Genomic DNA, 15,195 nt, shown 5'->3' with positions numbered 1-15,195 from the left:
TTATCAGCGACGCGCAATCAACCCTTGCCGGGCAATACGCGTCAATTGGCGAATCACTTCAGGGGCATCGATGGCACTGGGTGCCTGGATAACCGCCAGGTCAAAGCTGTTGTTCGCAAAGCGCGAGAGAGGATCGCCGTCTTCCACAAACTGGATGAGAAACGCAGAAGGCCGCCCCGTGCGACGCGGCCAGCCGTCCAGATAACGAAGGAGCGTTGGCTGATGCTTGCCGCCGAGGAGAATTTTCGGATTGCGCTGGGTCAGGTCCGCAGTAATGGGAGCCAGGCGTATCAAGGGGCGTAGTGCATTCATCGTGTCGTGTCTCTGCCTCAAAAGTCTGCGGGCAGGTGAGAGGCAACACCGAACCAGCGGTTTAGCGGTATTTCGAACCCTGTCTGCTGACGAGCGCAAGGTTCTGTCGGACTGCATTCAGTCCCGTGGCGCCCCGCAATTAGCTGTTTAAATCGGCGCATGAGCAGCATCCTAGAGAAGCCGGTGGGGCAGTGTCAAGAATCCCGAGCAACGAAAAAGCCCGCACGTGGCGGGCCTTTTGAAAGGGCTAAAGCAGGCCTCAGCGGATGATGGCGCGGTCAGCGGACAGCTTGCCCGCCCCTTCCAGCAACACCGCCAACGCGCCGCCAAGCAAGGCCAGAGCAAACTCATAACCGTTGTTGGCCATGAACAGGCCGTTATGGATGTGCACCGAGAAGATCGCCACCAGCGTCAGCACGCTCAGGCCCAAGGCTGCAGGGCGTGCCAGCAGGCCGATGATCAGCGCCAGGCCGCCAAAAAACTCGGTGCCCCCCGACAGGAGGGCCATCAGCGTGCCAGGCGCCAGGCCGACGCTTTCCATGAACTGCGCGGTACCCGCCAGGCCACCGCCGCCAAACCAGCCGAAGAGTTTCTGCGAACCATGCGCCGCAAAGATGACACCGACAAAGATGCGCAGAATCGTCAGGCCGTAGCCGGCTCGGGTGGACAGAACACGTGTGATCAATGGGCTCATGGATGTGAATCCTTTTGTGGGTAGAAGATGGTTGACCGCTATATTAATCAGATTAACAAATGATAAAAGTCGAAAAAACGCTTTATCAACATCTATAAAATTGATTATTTCCGCAAGGCGACTTTCAGCGTCCGCGGCTCCAGCGACGCTCTCTCCCGATCGAACGCCAGGTAATATTTGTTGACGCTATTCACATAGCTCACGCCGCCCATCCCCACTTGCTCCATGGCAATGCGTTCAACCTGAAAAAACCACTGGTTGGGGTTCAGTCCACGGCGTTTCGCCTCGGTGCGCATGCCCTGCACCCGCTCCGGGCCCATGTTGTAGGCCGCCAGCACAAAGGCCATGCGCTCACGCTCGTTGAGTTTGGGGCTGGAAAAGAACTTGCGGCGGATCATCGCCAGGTAACGCGCGCCCGCCTGCACATTGCTATCGAGCGTCTCGATATTATTCACGCCCACCCGCTGCGCAGCCGACGGCGTGATCTGCATCAGGCCGGTGGGGCCGCCGCTGTTGCGCGCGCCCGGATCCAGCGCCGACTCCTTGAACGCCAGCGCGGCAAGGTTCAACCAGTCCATGCCTTGTTCTTGCGCATGCTTTTGCAGGACCGGACGCAGTTTCTCCAGCCGCTGGCGGTCGGCACGCGCCAGTGGATTACGCACCTGGTAGAGCCGACGATAGATGCGCTGGAACGCCACGTCCTGGTCGGTCGGCGTTCGGTAAGTCTTGAGAAAGCGGTCAATGCTGGCGCGCAACATGGATGCATCCTGACGGACAAACCAGTACTCGTCGCCGGGCTCACTGATCACCACCTGCCTGTCGAAACGCAACCGGGGCAGGATCTTCGACCAGCGTTCGGCAATCGGCTTTTCCACGATGGTCAGGTGGAAGATCCCGGCCTGGACCATCTCCAGTACATCCTCCACAGCCAGGCTCGGATCGACCCATTCCACCTTGATCGGCGCCTGCTTGTGCAGGGCCAGCTTCTGGTTGACCTGGCTGATCGCATCCGCCGCCGCGCTGCCGGTGGTGAGCGTCAAGGTGCGGCCGGACAACTGCTCAAGCCGGGTAAAGCGTCGTTCGCCCTTGACCCCGACCAGCCACAACGGCACATCACTGGCAATCGGGTCGCTGGTGCTGATCTTGTGCGCGGCCTTCATGTCCAGCAGTTCGCCGGGCGCCACCAGATCGCCTTCGCCACGGGCCAGCGCGCCCAGCAGTTGGTCCTTGGCCTTGGGAATGATCTTGAGGTTGATTTCCTGGCCATCACGGGCGTGGCCATTGAGGTATTGCTCGAAGGCACGCAGGCGATGATATTCGACGCCAATGGCCTGTCCCTGTACCTCGCCGGAGCTGTTACGACTCTGGTTGACCAGCACCCGCAGGGTGCGACTGGAACGAATTTGCGCAAGGTCTCGCACCTTGCCGGGCTTGACCACTTCCACCGGCCCGTCCAGACGCGCCACCGCCGCCAGGGGCAGCAGCAGCGTCAGGCACATCACAAGCATTGCCGAGGGTCGGATCATCCGCTCTCCGGAAAGAATACTGGCCAGCGCCCGTGCGAAAAACGCGGTGCTGGAGGTCAGAAACAGAGCGCTTTATGCGCAGGCTTTGCACGCAATGGCGGCAGGATGAAAGGCGGCGGGGCCATCACAAAGTCGCGAGTGACGTTCAAAGACAGCTATAACCTTTTGTAGTTCTTGGATTTTCTTATAAATCTACAGCTCTGATATGCTTTCCGGCCGAAGGCGGAGATAGCACCATGCAACTCATTGATATCGGCGTCAACCTGACCAACCCCAGTTTCGACGGGAAGCATCAGGCCGTTCTCGAGCGTGCCTACGCCGCAGGCGTGCATCAGTTGGTGCTGACGGGCACCAGCGTCGACGGCAGCGAACAGGCGCTGGACCTGTGCGAGAAACTCGACGAAAGCGGGCAACGCCTGTTCAGCACCGCTGGCCTGCACCCCCACTCCGCCAACGACTGGCACGGCGACAGCGCCCAGCGTTTGCGCGGGTTGCTCGGCCAACCACGCGTGCGCGCCGTGGGAGAATGCGGGCTGGACTTCAATCGGGACTTCTCCCCTCGCCCACAGCAGGAAAAAGTTCTCGAGGAACACCTGGCCCTGGCCGTCGAGCTGAAACTGCCAGTGTTCCTGCACGAGCGCGACGCCAACGCACGCCTGCTAGAGATTCTCAAGGATTACCGTGATCACCTCACCGCCGCCGTGGTGCATTGTTTCACCGGCGAACAGGCGGCGCTGTTCAGCTACCTCGACCTCGACTTGCACATTGGCATCACCGGCTGGATCTGCGACGAACGCCGTGGGACGCACCTGCATCCGCTGGTCAGGGAAATTCCCCGTGGCCGTCTGATGCTGGAAAGCGACGCGCCCTACCTGCTGCCGCGCACCCTGCGCCCCAAGCCAAAAAACGGGCGCAATGAACCGGCCTATCTGCCAGAGGTGCTGCGCGAAGTCGCCCTGCACCGCAACGAAAGCGCCGAAGACCTGGCCCGGCACAGCACCGCCTGCGCCCGCGCCTTTTTCGGATTACCTGTCGTGGCGTGATACGGCGCATTGACCCATATCAAAACAGGCGCTCCTGAGTAGCGGCACAATAATGGCACCTTGCCAATGCTGTTTCCGCTATCAGAGAAAACCTTCCATGGGTGCCTGGCTTAGCAATATCTCGCTGAAATACAAATTCTGGGCGGTCAACGCGGTCGCCTTCATCACCACCCTGCTGTTGGTGCTTTACGCCGTGCAGTTGGAGCAACAGGCGCGCAGCCAAGCGTCCCAGGCTTCGGCGCAGGCGCAAGGACGCTTGCTCAGCGCCTGGCCTGCCGATAAGCCGCTGCCTTCCGGCGAGTCATGGCTGACGTTTACCGACGATCAAATCCCACAGGATCTGTCAGCCTTGAAAGGCGCCAACGGCTGGGTCGAACTGAAACACGAACCGCTGTTCGGCGAAAATCCGCTGACAGGTGCTGAAGTGATCAACCGCGCCAATGGCCAACACATAGCCATTTTGGCGTATGCACCCAGCCTGAGTCAGGTGCTGGGCGAACGCTTCACCCGCTACGCGGCGGCCGTGGCGATTCTGATGCTGGCCATGCTCGGCGCCTCGCAACTGTTGATCCGCTTCCTGCTCAGCCAGCTCAACACCCTCAAGGACATCATGTTGCACGTGGAGAAAACCGGCGACCTGTCGGCCCGTGTGCCGCTGGCGTGCAAGGACGAAGTCGGGCAGATGGCCAGTGCCTTTAACGCCATGCAGGCGGGCTATCAACGGGTGGTGAATACCGTCGCGCAGACTGCTCGGCAACTGGACGAAGGCGCCGCGCGACTGGCCAGCAGCATGAATGAAGTGCAGCACGGCATGCTCGGTCAGCAAAGCGAAACCGACCAGGCCGCCACCGCGATCAATGAAATGACGGCCACCGTTCACCATATCGCCCAGCACGCCGGCGCCACTCGCGACCTCTCGCAGACTGCCGACACCCTGGCCGGCAGCGGCCAGGCCGTGGTCACCCGCGTGCAGCATTCGATTGCCGGGCTGTCCACCGGCGTGCAACAGACCGCCGAAATGATCCAGAAACTTGCCGAAGACAGTCACAAGATCAACAGCGTGGTCGGCGTCATTCACAGCATCGCCGAACAAACCAACCTGCTGGCGCTGAATGCCGCCATCGAAGCTGCCCGCGCCGGAGAAATGGGCCGTGGCTTTGCCGTGGTCGCCGACGAAGTGCGCAACCTGGCCAAACGCGTGCAAAGCTCCACCGACGAAATCACCCGCATGGTATCGGCCCTGCAAGCCGGCACCCGCGACGCGGTGGACTTCATGCAGGAAAGCTCGTTCAAGGCCGACGACTGCGTGCAGCAAGCCCAGGAAGCCGGCGCAGCACTGGCCGACATAACCCGCGCCGTGGCGCAGATGCGCGAAAGCAACACCCAGATCGCCGTCGCCGCCGAGCAGCAAAGCCACGTCGCCGAAGAAATGAACCGCGCGGTGGTGAGCATTCGCGATGTGACCGAAAACACCGTACGGCAGACGGTGGGTTCAGCCACGACCAGCAGTGAGCTGGCGACGCTGGCGGGAGAGCTGAGCATGGCGATTGGGCAACTGAAGCTGTAGGGCTGTTCAACCCGTAATCCGGTTCCTACAACCGGGCCTGAGTTACCTTGAAGCTTTGGCGAAATTTCCTAGCTATCCCCGCGAATAAGGCCGACTTCTTTTATATCCCAACCTCTGCAAAGTCCTTCGACTGATCACACAGTGCGAGGGATTGCAGATGGAGTTGCTGGCTAAGGCCCCCGGTTGCGGGGCTGCTTCATGATTCCGGTCATTGCCAAGCTGGTGCTGGCGCCAATGGATGCCAAGGCACCGGACGTCGAAAGCGTTTTTCGTGACTTTCGCGATTGCCTGAACACCTTCGACGCATGGGCCGAGAGTTTCTGGAGCGGCTCGGCGCTGGCGCTTGAACAGATCTTCAAGGTCGGCGACGACGTCACGCTGAGTGCGCCGGCGTCTTCGCGCACGCCAAGCGCTGTTGTCGCGACCTGCCCCGCCCAGGGTTCGCTGACCCTGGTGCATCTGTTCGAGAGCACTCGCCTTGTGCCCATCGGCGATACGCCGGTGATGGTGCAGGCCATCGCAGCGGATGGCAGTCCGATCGGCGCCCCGCTCCAGCGCACGATAGATGCCAGCGGCAGGCTTGAAATCCCGGAATGCACCCGCGGCCAGCCGTATCACATCACCTTCTACCCCAACGTTTCCAAAGACCACGTCAAAGCGCTGTATGCGTCTTATCAGTCGCTGATCGCCGGGCTGGAAATTCGCTTGCGCGAGGAATGGAAAGACACCTTCCAAGCGCAGTGGGCTGAGTTCGCCAAAGCCCCACCCTTAAAGCGCAGCGCCCTGCAAGGCGCCGCCTTCGCGGGCGGTTTGGCCAAAGCCCTCTACAACCTGTGGGACAACATTACGCAGCTGTACGACCTGATCGCCAACCTCAAGGCCAACAGCGAGCAGTTATTGCGCTATGTCTCCCAAAGCGAGCTGGATGAGCTGCTCACACTGGGCAAGGACGCCATCGCCCATGGCCTGCTGGTGCTCAGTGATGAGCCGCTGCTGTTTATCTACCTGTCGGCGCTGACCAGCTGGATCCGCCTGCTACCGCCACCGCAGATGCTTGAGCTGGTGGGCGAAATCACCGGCGAGGTGCTGATCAACCTGTTGCTGATCTGGGCCACGCGGGGCATGGGGGTGAAGATTCGCCTGGGCGTGCAGGTGGTGGGTCATATCAAGTCCGGGCAGGTACGCCGCTGGCTGGAGATGCTCGCCGAGCAGTTGGCGCCGCCGGGGTTGGCGCAGCATGTCGAGACGGCCAAGCCGTTGCTGCTGGGGAGCGCGGCCACGCCGATCAAGACGGTGGCGCCGCTGAAAGTGGGCGAGGAGCTGGTGCCGAACGCCGTGCCGGCGGTGCGCAGCCAGCAGCAGCGCACCGCACTCGTGCACGAATCGCCCGTGGATGATGTGCCGGTTTCGGCGAAGAACCCGGCGGGGGATGCGGCTGCCTCTTCCGATAAAACCGTGACCAACGGCTGTCCGGTGTCGATGGTCACCGGCGAGGAATTGCTCACCCTCACCGACGGCACGCTGGACGGGATTTTGCCGTTTGAGTGGACGCGGGTGTATCGCACCAGTGCGGTGGAAATCGATGTTGGGCTGGGGTTTGGCTGGAGCCATGCCCTGGCGCAGCGGCTGGTGGTGTCCGGCGATTCGGTGCTGTGGACCGACCATGAGAATCGGTCGACCACCCTGCCCTTGCCGACCGCTTCACGCCCGGCGATCACCAACAGCCTGGCAGAAGCAGCGATCTTTCTGGGCGATTTACCGGATGAACTGGTGCTGGCCCAGGCGTCGCGGTTTTACCACTTTCGCGATGGCGTGCTGGTGTCGATCAGTGATGCGTATGACAACCGGCTGCGCATTTCCCGCGATGTGCTGGGGCGTATTGAGCGGCTGGACAACGGCGCCGGGCGCTCGCTGTGGTTGCGCTATGCGCAGGGCCGGATTGGCGCGGTGGACTATCAGGTGCATCGCGCCAAGGGCCGTGAGCCTTACGAGTGGGTCACTGAACAGACGGTTGTGTCCTACACCTACGACGACGCAGGCCGACTGGTGTCGGCGACCAATGCTGTAGGTGAGTGCGAGGTTTATCGGTACGACGAGCAGCACGTGATTCTCGAGCGTGGGCTGGCCGGTGGGGCGAGTTTCTTCTGGGCGTGGGAACGTTCCGGCAAGGCGGCGCGCTGTGTGCGGCATTGGGCCAGTTTTACGCAGATGGACACGCGCTATGTGTGGGGTGATGACGGGCGCGTCACCGTGCATAACGCCGATGGCAGCCAGGAAGTGTATGTGCATGACCCGCGGGCGCGGCTGGTGCAGCGGGTTGATCCGGATGGCGCTCAACACTTCAAATCCTACGATGAAAAAGGCCGGCTGACGGTTGAGCAGAACCCGCTGGGTGCGGTGACGGCGTATCAGTACGACGATGCTGGACGCTTGGTGGCGCTGTTTCCGGGGGACGATGAGCCGACGTCCTACGAGCATGACAACGGGTTCGTACGGGTTGTAAGGCGTGGTGAGGCGGTTTGGAAGTACGAGCGTAATGAACAAGGCGACGTAACGCGCAAGACCGATCCTGACGGACATGTCACTGACTACAGCTACAACAAACACGGGCAGTTGATTGGCGTCTGGTATCCCGATCACAGTTGTCAGCGGCTGGTATGGAATGAGCGCGGGCAACTGCTTGAGGAGCAGTTGCCCAATGGCGGGATCAGGCGCTATCGCTATGACGACCTCGGGCGACAGGTGGCGCGCGAGGATGAGCATGGCGCGCTGACCCAGTATCAGTGGGACAGTGTGGGCCGGCTGATTCGTCTGGTATTGCCGGGCGGTGCATGCAGGGAATACAGCTACAACGCCTACGGAAAAATCACCGCCGAACGCGATGAACGGGGGCACGTCACCCGCTACGAGTATGCCGATGGGCTGCACCTGATCAGTCGGCGACTCAATGCCGACGGCACTCAGGTCCAGTATCGCTATGACAATGCGCGGTTATTGCTGACCGAGATTGAAAACGAGGTCGGCGAGACCTACCGGCTTGCCTACCATCCCAACGGCCTGATCCAGCAGGAAATCGGCTTTGATGGTCAGCGCAGCGCCTACGTTTACGACCTCAACGGCAACCTGCAGGAAAAGACTGAATACGGCGACGATGGCAGTCAGTTGGTTACCCGCTACGCGCGTGACCACGCCGGACGTCTTATCAGAAAAACCCTGCCCGATGGCGCCCTTGTTGACTATGCCTACGACCGCCAGGGCAATCTCCTCAGCGTCGAAGACGGTCACTGGGCGCTGGCCTACGAGTACGATCGACAAAACCGCCTGACCGCCGAGCATCAAGGCTGGGGCACCTTGCGTTATGGCTATGACGCCTGCGGACAACTGCAGCGCCTGCGCCTGCCGGACAACAACCGCGTCACGTTTAACCACGATAAAGGCGGCCACCTCGGCACCGTCGAACTCAACGGTGAAGTGCTCACTTCGCATCTATTCAAAGCCGGTCAGGAGCAGCAACGGCAGCAAGGCCAACTGCTCAGCCATTATCATTACGACGACCAACACCGCCTGCACGCTCACGCGATCACTCAGCAGCACCAAAACCTCTACCGCCGCCAATACGACTACGACAAATCCGGCAACCTCGCTCGCATTCTCGATACGCGCAAAGGCGAACACCACTACGCCTACGACCCGCTCCACCGCCTGACCCGCGCCGACCACTCGCAAGACCTGCAGGAACGCTTCGGTCACAACCCGGCCGGCAACCTGCTGATGCACGACCGCCCCGGCCCGGATATCGTCGCCGCCAATCGCCTGATGATCCAGGGCGACCGGCATTACGACTACGACGCCTTCGGCAACCTGATCCGCGAACGTCGTGGCAAAGGTCACGCACTGATCACCGAATACCGCTACGACTGCCAGCATCGTTTAACCAGCATCACCCAACCCAGCGGCCAAACCGCCGAGTACCGCTACGACCCCTTTGGCCGCCGCATCAGCAAAACCGTTGGCGGAATAACGACGGAATTTTTCTGGCAAGGCGACAAACTGATCGCCGAACACCACGCCGACCGCCACCGCAGCTACCTCTACGAACCCGACAGCTTCCGGCCATTGGCCCTGCTGGAAGGTTTCGGCCCCAACGCCACCAAACCCTACCACTACCAACTCGACCACCTCGGCACCCCGCAGGAACTCACCGCCGCAGACGGCGAAATCGTCTGGTCCGCCCACTACCGCGCCTACGGCCACATCAGCCGCCTCGACGTCGGAAAAGTCGATAACCCGCTGCGCTTTCAAGGCCAATACTTCGACCAAGAAAGCGGCCTGCACTACAACCGACATCGCTACTACAATCCGGATGTTGGGCGCTATCTGACGCCGGACCCGGTGAAGCTGGCGGGCGGGATCAATGCGTACCAGTACGTGCCGAATCCTACCGGGTGGGTGGATCCGCTGGGGCTGAACACTTGTCCTGGTAAAGACGACTGTAAGCCAAAGCTAGACGCTAATGATCCAATTAAGGCAGTGCGAGTTGATGAAGGTGATACCGAGTTACCAAAAACAGGAGGCGCACAGCGAGCAGCTCGATATTCTGCGAACTGGCAAACAGCGGATCTAAACGAAAATGTAATCAAATTCGCCGGTTCCGACTCAATAGTAACCACTACGAGCAAAGGCAAAAAGATATACAAAAACCCTGAAAGTGGTATTGAAGTAGTTGAGGACTTGAATGGAGCCTACTTTAGGATCTACGATCCGTCATTATCAGGTTCGAGGCGCTACCTGAGTTTGGCGGGGACAGTACCAAACAACAAAATCTCCCCTTCAGGAAAGCAAATGGGCAGGACACAAGCTGAGTACAATGAGGTCACACACTTTAAAAAAGGAAGAGAGCAGTGAAATTAATTTGCACCCCACTTTCTAAAAAAGCGATGTCTCTACTAGACGTTGATGCCTGCCCATCAACCCTGTTGGAACGTTTACTCCTTACAAACTCTGAATATCTGCAACTGGAAAAATCGGGACTATTCAACATTATCAACACATCTCTTATAAAAAACATTGACGATTATGAAGATGAATATATCGTCGCTCACAAGGAGCTCGAACAAATGCTTAAAATACTAAAAGAGCATTCTTTACCCGAAAACCCTAAACTCCTGGAAAAACTAATCAGCATTAATGAATTAGCACTAGATAAGGAAACGGGAGTTTTTTTCTACTTCTAAGGAAACTCTGAAAAAGACTTCCTAATTTGGCAAAATCTCCGGACACCAGTTGCCGAGCTTTTCGATGATGAAACAGATGACCTTCGCCGACGCCGAATACGCCGGCAAGCGCAAGGAGCCTCGTAAGGAATTGTTCCTGATCGAGATGAATCAGGCGGTGCCCTGGAAGGTTTTGATTGCCCTGATTGAGCCCTATTATCCAAAAGGCGAAGGTGGCCGTCCGGCCTACCCACTGATGGCGATGCTGCGTGTTCATCTGATGCAGAACTGGTTCGGCTACAGCGATCCGGCGATGGAAGAAGCGCTGTATGAGACGACCATCCTGCGTCAGTTTTCAGGCCTGAGCCTGGAGCGCATTTCAGACGAAACCACCATTCTCAACTTCCGTCGTCTGCAGGAAAAGCACGAGTTGGCGATCGGGATTCTCAGCGTAATTAATGGTTATCTGGGCGACCGTGGCTTGTCGTTGCGTCAAGGCACTATCGTCGATGCCACGCTGATTCATAAGCCCAGTTCGACCAAGAACAAAGATGGCAAACGCGACCCTGAGATGCATCAAACCAAGAAAGGTAACCAGTACTATTTCGGCGCCAAAGCTCATATCGGCGCCGACGACGAGTCAGGCCTGGTGCACAGCGTCGAGGTCACAGCGGCCAATGTGGCAGACGTCACGCAGGTTGCCAAACTGCTGCACGGCGAGGAAATCGTAGTCTGCGCTGACGCAGGTTACACCGGGGTCGAGAAGCGCGAAGAACACGCTGGGCGCAAGGTCATTTGGCAGATTGCCGCTCGCCGCAGCACTTACAAAGAGCACGGAAAACGCAGTGTTTTGTACAAGGCGATCCGCAAAATCGAGAAGGCCAAGGCCTAGGTTCGCGCTAAGGTCGAGCATCCGTTTTGGGTGGTCCCCATACGGGAGAACCTAGACCGCCCAGTGCAGCCACTCACTTTTTAAGTCACAGGGATCAGTTAAACGCTATCTACCGTGCACAGCTCATCTTCAAGCAGACAAATTTATCGGTATCTAAAAGACCAATGGACATGGGTAAAATTATTGGCGAAGGCTATAAAAAAGAAAATTATGAATACGGAAAAACAAGAAATGCAAGAGTCTTTTTAAATGAAAATGGACAGCCTATCACTGCCTATGGTGACCTCGAATGAAATTTAAACCAGATTTACAAATCATCAAAGGTCTCCTATTCACTTACTGCATAGAAAACTCACGAGACTCTAAAAGAGAAGAGTTGATTCGTTCAAAAAACGTGAACAACGAACAAGAACTTATAAGCTTATTTGAAACCCTTACAAAACCAGAGCTCATGAGATACAAGCCTGATGAAAGGCGCTGGCATATCGATACACTTCAATATTTCCTAGAAAAGGGAGATGACTTTGAGTCTGTATTTTATCTATTTGACACATACTTCGAAGACGAAATCTTAAACAAAAGGAAGTTCATGCTAACTTTACTCAACTGCTAGTTACTTATGATGCAGAAGCTACCGCAACAAAAACATGCTCACTCAACACCGAGTGAGCCCCCCACTCACCGCTTCGAAAGCTCCATAATCATCCGACTCAACAAATACACCCGCGGCACCACACTCTCCACCTCAGCATATTCCTCCGGCGTATGAATATTGCCCCCACAATCCCGAATCCATCCCCGCGAATAAGGCCTACTTCTTTTATCTACCAACCTCTGCAAAGTCCTTCGCTTGATCACACAGTGCGAGGGATTGCAGATGGAGTTGCTGGCTAAGGCCTAAGTTGCTGGGCTATTCAAGGGTAAAAATGAAATATTGGAACGAACTGGACAACACTATTTTTATGAGCAAGAAAATGAAATTCTGGAATGATTTCGAAAGAAGTATTTTCTTTAATCAAGTATTCTCTACGTCGATCCCGATAGGAAAAATAACCATTTTTTCCTTCAACATAGACAACAACAGATCCCATATAAACATGGAGTTTGACATATCTGAAATACCAGACAGACCACCTGAAAAATGGATTAGAGAAGGCTTTAACACTTGCCGAATAGGCCTTAGCTGTGGCGGAATTACTGACCTCATCATAAAAAACTTACCTACATTGGATACGCTTAACATGTCAGTACACAAGCACGAAAACTTCTTTTCCGTAAGAGCGGAATCTACAGGATCATTAATTGAATTTAGAACTAAATATCCTTCTCTTAGCGGGCCATCCGTATACATGAATGATCCAGACTCAGCTTGCTATTGAACAAGGTTATCCATTCTGGGTGACCGATGGCAACCTCACGTTTCTGGTACACATGGACGACCATGACTGCGTCATTTGGGCCCGAAGACAGTGTACTCATGTCGTCTATGACCCCCATAGCCAACCCCAATTCGCCGCGCCCACACTGCCCCACCTAAACTCTGCCCATGTTGTTTAAACAGACAGAGGATTTACCATCATGGGCAAACGTCATCCTGATTTCCCCGCCTGGCAATGGCGCAACTACCCGCAAAACCAGCAACACGCCACTCACCAGGCGCTGCAGTTGATCGCTGTGCCGCTGTTTATCACCGGCTTTCTACTGATCGCTTCGGGTGTGTTCAGCACCAGCCTGGCCAGTGTTGCCGTGGGTGTGGTCGGGATCCTGGCAGGCTTGGGGTTGCAGCGTCGCTGAGGTTCAGGCGAACACGGTCACTGTCTGGCGGCTGATGGCGATCAGTGCGCCGTTCGGGCTCCAAAAGGCGGCGGCGGTGTGGCCGTAGCCGTCGCGGGCATGTTCGATGGTGACGTGGTACTGGCACCAGTCGAGGGTGGTGAGGTCCTGCAGGGGTTGAATGAACTCGATGGTCCAGGTGAGTGAACTGCCCGGGGCCGGTTTGCTCAGGTGCGGGAGCAAGGCCGGCGGCCAGGCGTCGACCAGTGCGAGGATATGCGCTTCGGTCAGGGGCTCCTCTTTCACGTCGCCACGCAAACGAATCCAGCCGCCCATGGTGCGGGATTTCTGACCACTGAACGGCAGGCCGCCCACGGTCCAGCGCATCGACATGTGCCGCATGAACTCGGGGGTGACGCCCTTGATGTAGGGTAAGTCCTCGCCTTCATCCCAATGTTTGAACACCGGGGCCGGCTCGCTGGCCACGTCAATTTCCGAGACGCGGGAAGCGCCGAAACTGGCCTGCACCAAGGTTGCGACTTCGCCGTTCTGCACCACGCGACCGAGCAATTGGCTGACGGCCTTGCCTTCGCGCAACACTTCGACCTGATAGCTGGCCGACACATCCGGCGCCACCGGCCCCACAAAAGTAATCGCCAGGGAGCGCAACGGCCGTCCGGCCGGCACCTGGGCAATCATGGCTTCATACAGCAGCGCGGCAACCAGGCCGCCGAAGCTGGCGCGGCCCTGGCCCCACTCGGCGGGGATGGTGACATCCAGCGGGTTGCGACGAACTGCGTCGATTAAATCACTAAAGCGCATGGCAGCCTCATATCAGGAAAATCGATCGACGCATCTTAACCATCACGCCCTTAAGGTACAGCGCCTGTTCCCGCCAAAAACCGGACCTGCAGACGCGGGCGAAATACGGTTCAGAAACAATCGGCGCGCAGTTTATCCAGCACGCGATCAGCCTGCGCCTCGGCCTTTGTCATGGTGGTATGCCAGACCGGCACGCAGGGAAGCAGGTCAACCTGCTGTTCGGCCTGGGCCAGCCACTGCCAGCAATCATGCCAATCACCCAGGGCGCCCTGGGCTTTTTTCAGACGCGATAAGGCATTGGCCGGCAGCTTGTCCAACTCGGGGTAAGCCTCGGCTGCATAACGAACGCGCTTGATCAACAGCCGCAGCCGGTGGCGATCGTGGCTCGGATCGTTCAGCGCATCACCCAGCTTGCGCCATTGTTTGGCCAGGCGCTTTTTGATACGCGAACGCAGGCTCTTGAGCAATTTCTGACGCTGGGCGGCACGAATAAATCGCGGGAATGCATCGAGAATCTGCAGCAGGTGCGCCAGCTCCTGGCTTTGCGCCACCTGGCGATAGGCGTCAGGTTGCAGACGCAGCCGACGCTCTGCAGCCGCTTGATACCCTTGCTGACGCAAATACGCCGCCAGCACCTCGCGGTCGCGTAGCGGCGTGGTCAAGCGGCCCACCGTGCCGGCCGCCAGTTCAAGCTGCTCGACACCCGGCAATTCACGCAACGGGCGCAACAGACTGCGCAGGCGGCGCACGGTGGTGCGCAGGTCGTGCAAGGCTTCATCGTCGGTGACGGCGGCAAGGCGAGCCTGGCAGCTCAGCAACCCTACTTCCAGGCCAATGACCTGGGTGACTAACTGATCAACCAACGCTGACATCCTGTCCTCCCTTTTCGATGAAAACCCTGTTTAACCGATCAACGCCCGGCGCGCGACTCACGAATATAGAACCGCGCTTTTTCGGCTTTGTTGGAGCAGCCCTCGAACGCTTCGAATTGCTGCTGGGTCTTGGCGCCCGTCAACAGCGACAAAGCCTTGGAGTAACTGACAGTGCCGGCAAAACCTTCGGCCTTGGCCAGGTCCAGCTCTTTCCAGGCGGCATCCAATTGCGACCCGCAGCTGTCGCGGTAAGCGGTTTTACCAGCGCAACCGGCCAGGGCCAACAGGATCACGGGCACACACATCCAGGCTTTCATCAATGACACCTCAAAATAAGAAAAACAGTCGTACGCTGTAGACGGTGCCTACGAAGAAAAGTGCCTTGTAGGACGGCCTGTAACGTGAAGCGCTGATTGCCGAAGCATACCCTAGCCCCGTCGCTATTCTGGAGAACTATTGTGAAGCAGCCGCGACGATTGAA

13 protein-coding genes and 3 pseudogenes are annotated in these 15,195 nt (G+C 57.8%); 9 read left to right on the top strand and 7 right to left on the bottom strand.

Annotated elements, in window-relative coordinates:
• Positions 1 to 3: 3 nt before the first annotated feature.
• The 3 genes from VRB54_RS07550 to VRB54_RS07540 all read right to left on the bottom strand — a co-directional run bounded on the left by VRB54_RS07550 (position 4) and on the right by VRB54_RS07540 (position 2,532).
• Positions 4 to 312, bottom strand: a complete 309-nt coding sequence (locus VRB54_RS07550; RefSeq protein ID WP_338480198.1) for a class I SAM-dependent methyltransferase — start codon at positions 310 to 312, stop codon at positions 4 to 6.
• 259 nt (positions 313 to 571) lie between these two features.
• Positions 572 to 1,006, bottom strand: a complete 435-nt coding sequence (locus VRB54_RS07545) for a DoxX family protein (protein WP_338480197.1) — start codon at positions 1,004 to 1,006, stop codon at positions 572 to 574.
• Positions 1,007 to 1,110: 104 nt separating this feature from the next.
• Positions 1,111 to 2,532 (bottom strand): transglycosylase SLT domain-containing protein, encoded by a 1,422-nt coding sequence (locus VRB54_RS07540; protein WP_338480196.1) that lies wholly within the window; start codon positions 2,530 to 2,532, stop codon positions 1,111 to 1,113.
• A 236-nt stretch (positions 2,533 to 2,768) separates the two neighbouring features.
• On the opposite strand from VRB54_RS07540, the gene VRB54_RS07535 reads away from it, so the two are divergent.
• The 7 genes and pseudogenes from VRB54_RS07535 to VRB54_RS07505 all read left to right on the top strand — a co-directional run bounded on the left by VRB54_RS07535 (position 2,769) and on the right by VRB54_RS07505 (position 11,860).
• Positions 2,769 to 3,575, top strand: a complete 807-nt coding sequence (locus VRB54_RS07535; protein WP_338480195.1) for a TatD family hydrolase — start codon at positions 2,769 to 2,771, stop codon at positions 3,573 to 3,575.
• Positions 3,576 to 3,672: 97 nt separating this feature from the next.
• Positions 3,673 to 5,142: a methyl-accepting chemotaxis protein gene (locus VRB54_RS07530; protein WP_338480193.1), complete on the top strand. Its 1,470-nt coding sequence runs from the start codon at positions 3,673 to 3,675 to the stop codon at positions 5,140 to 5,142.
• Between the two features lie 198 nt (positions 5,143 to 5,340).
• Entirely contained in the window at positions 5,341 to 10,047 is a 4,707-nt protein-coding gene (locus VRB54_RS07525) for an RHS repeat-associated core domain-containing protein (RefSeq protein ID WP_338480192.1), read from the top strand.
• Entirely contained in the window at positions 10,044 to 10,376 is a 333-nt protein-coding gene (locus tag VRB54_RS07520; RefSeq protein ID WP_338480191.1) for a hypothetical protein, read from the top strand. The genes VRB54_RS07525 and VRB54_RS07520 overlap by 4 nt, the downstream gene beginning before the upstream one ends.
• A 67-nt stretch (positions 10,377 to 10,443) precedes the next feature.
• Positions 10,444 to 11,244, top strand: a pseudogene (locus tag VRB54_RS07515) (IS5 family transposase); the annotation flags it as partial.
• Between the two features lie 173 nt (positions 11,245 to 11,417).
• Complete coding sequence (locus tag VRB54_RS07510) at positions 11,418 to 11,540, top strand: hypothetical protein (protein WP_338480190.1); 123 nt, start codon at positions 11,418 to 11,420, stop codon at positions 11,538 to 11,540.
• Complete coding sequence (locus VRB54_RS07505; RefSeq protein WP_338480189.1) at positions 11,537 to 11,860, top strand: hypothetical protein; 324 nt, start codon at positions 11,537 to 11,539, stop codon at positions 11,858 to 11,860. The genes VRB54_RS07510 and VRB54_RS07505 overlap by 4 nt, the downstream gene beginning before the upstream one ends.
• Before the next feature lie 65 nt (positions 11,861 to 11,925).
• Here the strand turns inward: VRB54_RS07505 and VRB54_RS24480 are convergent.
• A pseudogene (locus tag VRB54_RS24480) lies at positions 11,926 to 12,062 on the bottom strand (glutamate carboxypeptidase); the annotation flags it as partial.
• Between the two features lie 111 nt (positions 12,063 to 12,173).
• Between VRB54_RS24480 and VRB54_RS07500 the strand changes: the two are divergent.
• A complete protein-coding gene (locus VRB54_RS07500; protein WP_338480188.1) occupies positions 12,174 to 12,626 on the top strand; it encodes an Imm50 family immunity protein in 453 nt (150 codons plus the stop codon).
• Between the two features lie 199 nt (positions 12,627 to 12,825).
• Positions 12,826 to 13,035, top strand: a pseudogene (locus VRB54_RS07495) (terminase); the annotation flags it as partial.
• Positions 13,036 to 13,044: 9 nt separating this feature from the next.
• On the opposite strand, the gene VRB54_RS07490 reads toward VRB54_RS07495, so the two are convergent.
• The 3 genes from VRB54_RS07490 to VRB54_RS07480 all read right to left on the bottom strand — a co-directional run bounded on the left by VRB54_RS07490 (position 13,045) and on the right by VRB54_RS07480 (position 15,031).
• Complete coding sequence (locus VRB54_RS07490; RefSeq protein WP_338480186.1) at positions 13,045 to 13,842, bottom strand: thioesterase family protein; 798 nt, start codon at positions 13,840 to 13,842, stop codon at positions 13,045 to 13,047.
• A 110-nt stretch (positions 13,843 to 13,952) separates the two neighbouring features.
• Positions 13,953 to 14,714 (bottom strand): CHAD domain-containing protein, encoded by a 762-nt coding sequence (locus VRB54_RS07485; protein WP_338480184.1) that lies wholly within the window; start codon positions 14,712 to 14,714, stop codon positions 13,953 to 13,955.
• A gap of 38 nt (positions 14,715 to 14,752) precedes the next feature.
• Entirely contained in the window at positions 14,753 to 15,031 is a 279-nt protein-coding gene (locus tag VRB54_RS07480; protein ID WP_003238638.1) for a hypothetical protein, read from the bottom strand.
• Positions 15,032 to 15,195 lie beyond the last annotated feature (164 nt).

The organism is Pseudomonas trivialis (assembly GCF_036864995.1).
GTDB classification, from domain to species: domain Bacteria; phylum Pseudomonadota; class Gammaproteobacteria; order Pseudomonadales; family Pseudomonadaceae; genus Aquipseudomonas; species Aquipseudomonas trivialis.
Note: the sequence above shows the minus strand (reverse complement) of the source record. Positions and strands in the feature narration are given on the sequence as shown.

Coding starts and splice junctions, on each gene's coding strand:
- VRB54_RS07525 (WP_338480192.1), top strand. CDS start 5,341: ATGATTCCGGTCATTGCCAAGCTGGTGCTGGCGCCAATGGATGCCAAG.
- VRB54_RS07545 (WP_338480197.1), bottom strand. CDS start 1,006: ATGAGCCCATTGATCACACGTGTTCTGTCCACCCGAGCCGGCTACGGC.
- VRB54_RS07480 (WP_003238638.1), bottom strand. CDS start 15,031: ATGAAAGCCTGGATGTGTGTGCCCGTGATCCTGTTGGCCCTGGCCGGT.
- VRB54_RS07530 (WP_338480193.1), top strand. CDS start 3,673: ATGGGTGCCTGGCTTAGCAATATCTCGCTGAAATACAAATTCTGGGCG.
- VRB54_RS07485 (WP_338480184.1), bottom strand. CDS start 14,714: ATGTCAGCGTTGGTTGATCAGTTAGTCACCCAGGTCATTGGCCTGGAA.
- VRB54_RS07490 (WP_338480186.1), bottom strand. CDS start 13,842: ATGCGCTTTAGTGATTTAATCGACGCAGTTCGTCGCAACCCGCTGGAT.
- VRB54_RS07540 (WP_338480196.1), bottom strand. CDS start 2,532: ATGATCCGACCCTCGGCAATGCTTGTGATGTGCCTGACGCTGCTGCTG.
- VRB54_RS07535 (WP_338480195.1), top strand. CDS start 2,769: ATGCAACTCATTGATATCGGCGTCAACCTGACCAACCCCAGTTTCGAC.
- VRB54_RS07500 (WP_338480188.1), top strand. CDS start 12,174: ATGAAATATTGGAACGAACTGGACAACACTATTTTTATGAGCAAGAAA.
- VRB54_RS07510 (WP_338480190.1), top strand. CDS start 11,418: ATGGGTAAAATTATTGGCGAAGGCTATAAAAAAGAAAATTATGAATAC.
- VRB54_RS07550 (WP_338480198.1), bottom strand. CDS start 312: ATGAATGCACTACGCCCCTTGATACGCCTGGCTCCCATTACTGCGGAC.
- VRB54_RS07505 (WP_338480189.1), top strand. CDS start 11,537: ATGAAATTTAAACCAGATTTACAAATCATCAAAGGTCTCCTATTCACT.